Genomic DNA, 5,693 nt, shown 5'->3' on the forward strand with positions numbered 1-5,693 from the left:
CCTCGCAGCGCTCCTGCCGCCGACCCCGCCGCCGCGGGACAAGCCCCGGCGCAAGCGCAAGCCGAAGGGGGGAGAGGGCAAGGCCACTCCAGCCTTTGCGTACACGCCTTTCCAGTGAACGAGCCGGACTCAGTCAGGCTGGATATCTGGCTCTGGCGCGCGCGCTTTTTCCGCACCCGCACCCTCGCGACGGATCACCTGAAGGGCAAAGGCGCCCGCATCTCCCGCAACGGCCAGACCCGTCGTTCCAACAAGCCCGGCACCACCATATCAGCCGGTGATGTTGTCACCTTCGGCCGGGGAGAGCATATACGAACCGTGGAAATCCTCGACCTCGGCGAACGCCGCGGTCCGGCAGAAGAAGCGCGGAACCTGTATCGCCAATTGGAAATTGAGCCATGATGAATTCGATAAAGGGCTTCTTTGCGCCCAAGACACCCGCTTTGAAGGCGATGGACCCGCAAGTGGCCGCTGCAGCGCTGATGGTCGAAGCCGCGCTGATTGACGGGGTTTACGTCAATATCGAGAGCGACATGATTGCCGAAATCCTGCTCGAAGCCTTCGGTTTCGACGCCGACCGGGCGGACGCCGTTCTGGCCGAAGGCGAGGCGCTGGCCGAAGAGGCGGTCGATTCCTACCAGTTCACCCGCCACGTCAAGAAACTCGGCATGGCCGAGCGCATATCGATTATCGAGGGCCTGTACCGGGTTGCGCTGTCGGATGGCGAGAAGAGCCCCATTGAGGAAGCCTATATCCGGCACGTCGCCTCGCTGCTCTATGTCGACGATGTATCCCGCGCCGGGGCGCGCCAGCGCGCCGAAGCCCGGATCGCCGGAACCACCTGACCTGTCCTAAACACACGGCGCAGCTTGTCTCATTGACACACCGCCGCGCGAAGGCCATTTCGCCAGCAGTACACCTGTTCAAGAGGCCCACCCTTTCATGACCTATATCGTCGTCGATGCGTGCATCCGCTGCAAATACATGGATTGCGTCGAAGTCTGCCCGGTGGACTGCTTCTATGAGGGCGAGAACATGCTCGTCATCGACCCGGACGAGTGCATCGATTGCGGTGTGTGCGAGCCCGAGTGCCCGGTTGAGGCGATCAAGCCCGACACTGAGGACGACCCGGACGGCAAATGGCTGAAGCTGAACAGCGAATTCGCCAAGACCTGGCCGAACATCACCCGATTGAAAGAGCCCCCTGCCGATCGCGAAAAATTTGCGCAGGAAACCGGAAAATTGGAAAAATATTTCAGTCCTGCGCCCGGCACCGGTGATTGAGCCTGTGCTCAATGCCGTCTGCAACAGCCATTGCAGAGGCGCCAAAGGTTAATGAACTTATTGATTTGATTGGAGGGGCGCGCCCGGCCAATATGCCGTACCCTGTTGTAAAACCTGCACGATTGTGATAGTGTTTCGACTTGAGCAATAATTGAATCAGAGCTGAAAAGTCTCCTCTCAGGCCGTGTTATACGGACTGGGCAAAGACTGGTCGGCTCTGAATGCGTAGAAAAGGGCGATATACTTCATGGCTAAAAAAATTGATACCGCGGCACTCGCATTCGGAGTTGGTCAGAGCGTTGTATATCCTGCGCATGGTGTAGGAAAGATTACCAGCGTCGAAAAGCAGACTGTCGCTGGCATGGAACTCGAAGTTTATGTCGTCGCATTCGACCAGGACAAGATGATCCTGCGCGTGCCGACCAATCGCGCCGAAGCCTCCGGCATGCGCGCGCTGGCCGGTTCCAAGCTCGTTGAGGATGCATTGAAGACACTCGGCGGACGTGCCCGGGTCAAGCGCACCATGTGGTCGCGCCGCGCCCAGGAATATGAAGCCAAGATCAATTCCGGCGACCTGATCTCCATCGCGGAAGTCGTGCGCGACCTGCACCGCGGCGAAGACCAGCCAGAGCAGTCCTATTCAGAGCGCCAGCTGTATGAAAGCGCGCTCGACCGGATGGCCCGTGAACTGGCTGCGGTCGAGAGCATCGACAAGGCAATGGCCATGGAAAAGCTGGCTAAAGGCCTGGCTGCCAAGAAAAAAGTGGTTACCGCCGCCGCAGCTGCTGCTGCCGCCGCCGCATAGCGAAGACGGCTTCAGACAAAAGAAAAAGCCCCGCACCGAAAGGCGCGGGGCTTTTTTTCTGCCTGAGGCTCAGCCGACCCGGCGCGTCTGCCCGGCCCAGTAAGGCTCGCGCAGGTCCTTGCGCAGGATCTTGCCTGACGGATTGCGGGGCAGGACGTCGACGAAATCGACTGTTTTCGGGCATTTGTACCCCGCAATGCGTTCCTTCGCCCAGGCGATGATGTCCTCAGCCGTTGGAGTCTGGCCGGGTTTCGGAACGACGATGGCCTTCACAGACTCGCCCCATTTCTCGTCCGGCACGCCGATCACCGCGACATCGGCGACGCACGGATGCCCGAACACGGCATTCTCGACCTCGGCCGGGTACACATTCTCTCCGCCGGATACGATCATGTCTTTCACCCGGTCATGGATATAGAGAAAGCCGTCCTCGTCGAAATAGCCGGCATCGCCGGTGCGGAAGAAGCCGCCGCGAATGGACTCTTCGGTGGCCTCGGGCCGGTTCCAGTAGCCCTTCATCACGAAGCCGGCCTTGATCGCGATCTCGCCGACCTCGCCCGTGGGCACCGGATTTCCCTCTTTGTCGAGACAGCGCACAATGGCGCCCGGCCACGGTACGCCGCAGCTGCGCAGCTTGCCCCAGGCCGGGTCATGCGCCTGGGGTGGCAAATAGGTGCCCGCGCCAAGGGTTTCGGTCAGGCCGTAGAGCTGGTTGAACCCGGCATTCATGATCCGTTTTGCATCCAGCAGCAGGCTCTCGGCAATCGGTGAGGCGCCATAGGAGACAAGTTTGAGCGAGGAAAAGTCTGTCGTGCCCACATCCTTGTGCTGCACCAGCATCATGATCACCGCCGGCACCCAGAAGGCGTGCGCGATGTCGTGCTCCGGGATCAGTTTCAGGATGGCGGTGGGGTCAATCTCGCGCAGCACGACAGTCTTGGCCCCCTGCGCAGCGGCCAGTACACCGACATTCACCCCGGCGACATGGAACAATGGCATCGCGTTCATCACGGCTTCGCCAGCGGCATAGCTCGACCAGTCGAGCATGGCGGCCTGCCGGAAGAAGGCATGGTAATTGGCGTTGGTCAGCTGCACGCCCTTGGGCTTCCCGGTCGTGCCGGACGTGTACAGCTGGATGACATCGTCATCGGCCAGCGGCGTCAGGCCCGGCGCTGTGGCAGGTTTGGAATTGCGCCAGCTCGGAAAATAATCCCAGTCCTCGCGATCGCCGTCGATGGTGATGACGCGCATCAGGTCCGGCAGCTCGTCCCGAATCTGGTCGATGATGGAATAGAATTCCTTGCCGACAAACAGGACCCGGGCCCTGGAATCGGCCAGGATGAACTGGATCTCCGGCGCGGCGAGGCGCGTGTTCACGCCGGTCATCACGGCCCGCGCCTTGGCGCAGCCGAACAGCATTTCGTAATAGGCGTCCGTATTCTTGGCGAGATAGGCGACACGGTCGTCGGGTTGGATGCCGAGGCTGATCAGGCCGTTGGCGATCTGGTTCGACCGCGTCTCCAGTTCGCCGAAACTTGTCGACTGGCCCTCAAACCAGAAGGCAGTCTCATCGGCGCGCCGCTCGGCTTGCACGCGCGGGATATCAGCGATGAAAGGCATGGCCTGAACGTCAATCATGGTGTCCTCCGGTATTTTTTTGTTTCTGACCTGAACTTAGGGCTTTCCGCGCCAGAGTCAGCCAGCGAATGCGTTCAGGCGAAAGAACTGCGTTTCAACCCGCTTCCAGCTGCCCGCGAGCTCCGCGCAGGGCTTGCAGCAAGCCAGTGTTTCCGGCACCAAAGGCACATGACTGTACAAACGCCATCGCCCGATACCGCCCTCACCGAAACCATGCTGGATATGGGTGTTCGCGCCCGCGCCGCATCCCGCGCCCTGGGCCGCCTCGGCCCTGAAGATCGCACGCGTGGCCTGAAGGCGATTGCCGCCGCCGTTCGCGCTGCCGCCCCGGCCATTCTGGCGGCCAACAAGCAGGACATGGATGCGGCCCGAAAAAAAGGCCTCAGCGATGCCATGCTTGATCGCCTCGCCCTCGATGCGGCGCGTGTCGACGGCATTGCCTCCGGCGTCGATGCCATTGCTGACCTGCCCGATCCGCTTGGCCGGGAACTGGCGCGCTGGCAGCAGCCGAACGGACTGGACTTTGCCCGCGTGGCCGTGCCGCTGGGTGTCATCGGGATCATTTATGAAAGCCGCCCGAACGTCACCGCAGATGCGGGAACGCTCTGCCTGCGCTCGGGCAATGCAGCCATCCTGCGCTGCGGCTCGGAAAGCACGCATTCCTCACACGCCCTCGTCGATGCCATGCGCGCGGCGCTTGAGGCCGAAGACCTGCCAGCGGATGCAATCCAGCTTGTCGGCACCACAGACCGCGCCGCCGTTGGCCTGATGTTGTCCGGTCTGGACGGCCAGGTTGATGTCATCGTGCCACGCGGAGGCCGCAGCCTGGTCGAACGCGTGCAGAAGGATGCCCGCGTACCCGTGATCGGGCACCTCGAAGGCCTCTGCCACATGTATGTCGATGGCGCGGCTGATCCGCAGAAGGCCGTGGACCTCGTGGTCAATGCCAAGATGCGCCGCACAGGTGTCTGCGGTTCGCTCGAAACGCTGCTGATTGATGCCGCTGTGGCCGACACGCTGCTGCCAAGGATTGCGTCTGCGCTTGTCGACGCTGGCTGCGAGCTGCGCGGCGATGCGCGTGCCCGCGTGATCGTGCCGGGCATGAAAACCGCGACCGAGGAAGACTGGGGTACGGAATACCTTGCACCCATCCTGGCAATCGCCGTGGTCGATGGCCTCGACGGCGCGCTGGCACATATCGAACGCTGGTCCTCGGGCCATACGGATTCGATCGTCACCGAGGACAAGGACGTGGCCGAACGCTTCCTCGCCCGGGTCGACAGCGCCATCGTGCTGCACAATGCATCCACCCAGTTCGCCGACGGCGGCGAGTTCGGGTTTGGTGCCGAGATCGGCATCGCAACCGGCCGCATCCATGCACGCGGACCTGTCGGCGCGGAACAACTCACGATCTACAAATATGTCGTGAGAGGCACGGGGCAGACGCGTCCTTGACCCACCTGACGCTTCCGGGACCGACACGGGGCCTGCGCATCGGCCTGTTTGGCGGAAGCTTCAATCCGGCCCATTCGGGTCATCTTCACGTTGCCGAAACGGCGATGAAACGCCTCCAGCTCGACTGGGTCTGGTGGATCGTCGCGCGCGGCAATCCGCTCAAGACCGCACATGGCGATTTTGAAACCCGCCTCGCCTCGGCCCGCGCGGTCGCGCGTAATCCGCGCATGATCGTCACCGACATCGAAGCCCGCCTTGCCCTGACCTATACGTGCGATACGCTGGCCGCGATTGTCGCGCGCGCGCCGGAGGCACACTTCGTCTGGCTCATGGGCGCGGACAACATGGCCAGGTTCCATCACTGGAAGAACTGGCAGGGCATTGCCCATACGCTGCCCATCGCCATCATCGCGCGGCCGGGGAGTGGGCCGGGGGCGCGCAATTCGCCGTTCGCGCGGCGGTTTGCAAGAAGCCGGGTTCCATCCGCCGCCGCGGTCACCCTTGCCACCAC

The 5,693-nt window shown here is 62.2% G+C and carries 7 protein-coding genes; 6 read left to right on the forward strand and 1 reads right to left on the reverse strand.

Features of this window, described 5'->3' with window-relative positions; all coding sequences use genetic code 11:
* Positions 1–114 precede the first annotated feature (114 nt).
* From AADA04_RS05860 to AADA04_RS05875, 4 genes are all read left to right on the forward strand, one after another.
* Positions 115–402 carry an RNA-binding S4 domain-containing protein gene (locus AADA04_RS05860; protein WP_340692313.1) on the forward strand — a complete coding sequence of 96 codons (288 nt, stop codon included), beginning with the start codon at positions 115–117 and terminating at the stop codon, positions 400–402.
* Positions 399–845 (forward strand): TerB family tellurite resistance protein, encoded by a 447-nt coding sequence (locus AADA04_RS05865; protein ID WP_340692314.1) that lies wholly within the window; start codon positions 399–401, stop codon positions 843–845. Before AADA04_RS05860 ends, AADA04_RS05865 begins: the two co-directional genes overlap by 4 nt.
* A 97-nt stretch (positions 846–942) precedes the next feature.
* Positions 943–1,284 (forward strand): ferredoxin FdxA, encoded by a 342-nt coding sequence (fdxA, locus tag AADA04_RS05870; RefSeq protein WP_340692315.1) that lies wholly within the window; start codon positions 943–945, stop codon positions 1,282–1,284.
* A 247-nt stretch (positions 1,285–1,531) separates the two neighbouring features.
* Entirely contained in the window at positions 1,532–2,089 is a 558-nt protein-coding gene (locus AADA04_RS05875) for a CarD family transcriptional regulator (protein ID WP_340692316.1), read from the forward strand.
* Positions 2,090–2,158: 69 nt separating this feature from the next.
* Here the strand turns inward: AADA04_RS05875 and AADA04_RS05880 are convergent, their stop codons facing one another.
* Positions 2,159–3,727, reverse strand: coding sequence for a long-chain-fatty-acid--CoA ligase (locus tag AADA04_RS05880; RefSeq protein WP_340692317.1), 1,569 nt, complete (start codon positions 3,725–3,727; stop codon positions 2,159–2,161).
* Positions 3,728–3,895: 168 nt separating this feature from the next.
* On the opposite strand from AADA04_RS05880, the gene AADA04_RS05885 reads away from it, so the two are divergent.
* Positions 3,896–5,182, forward strand: a complete 1,287-nt coding sequence (locus AADA04_RS05885) for a glutamate-5-semialdehyde dehydrogenase (RefSeq protein WP_340692318.1) — start codon at positions 3,896–3,898, stop codon at positions 5,180–5,182.
* A partial coding sequence (locus tag AADA04_RS05890; RefSeq protein WP_340692319.1) for a nicotinate-nucleotide adenylyltransferase occupies positions 5,179–5,693 on the forward strand: 515 nt, incomplete at its 3' end. The genes AADA04_RS05885 and AADA04_RS05890, both read left to right, overlap by 4 nt.

The organism is Hyphomonas sp. (assembly GCF_037969335.1).
GTDB lineage: Bacteria > Pseudomonadota > Alphaproteobacteria > Caulobacterales > Hyphomonadaceae > Hyphomonas.

Bases quoted from the DNA above. Each gene is read 5' to 3' on its own strand.
- fdxA (WP_340692315.1), top strand. From the start codon at position 943: ATGACCTATATCGTCGTCGATGCGTGCATCCGCTGCAAATACATGGAT.
- AADA04_RS05875 (WP_340692316.1), top strand. From the start codon at position 1,532: ATGGCTAAAAAAATTGATACCGCGGCACTCGCATTCGGAGTTGGTCAG.
- AADA04_RS05865 (WP_340692314.1), top strand. From the start codon at position 399: ATGATGAATTCGATAAAGGGCTTCTTTGCGCCCAAGACACCCGCTTTG.
- AADA04_RS05885 (WP_340692318.1), top strand. From the start codon at position 3,896: ATGACTGTACAAACGCCATCGCCCGATACCGCCCTCACCGAAACCATG.
- AADA04_RS05880 (WP_340692317.1), bottom strand. From the start codon at position 3,727: ATGATTGACGTTCAGGCCATGCCTTTCATCGCTGATATCCCGCGCGTG.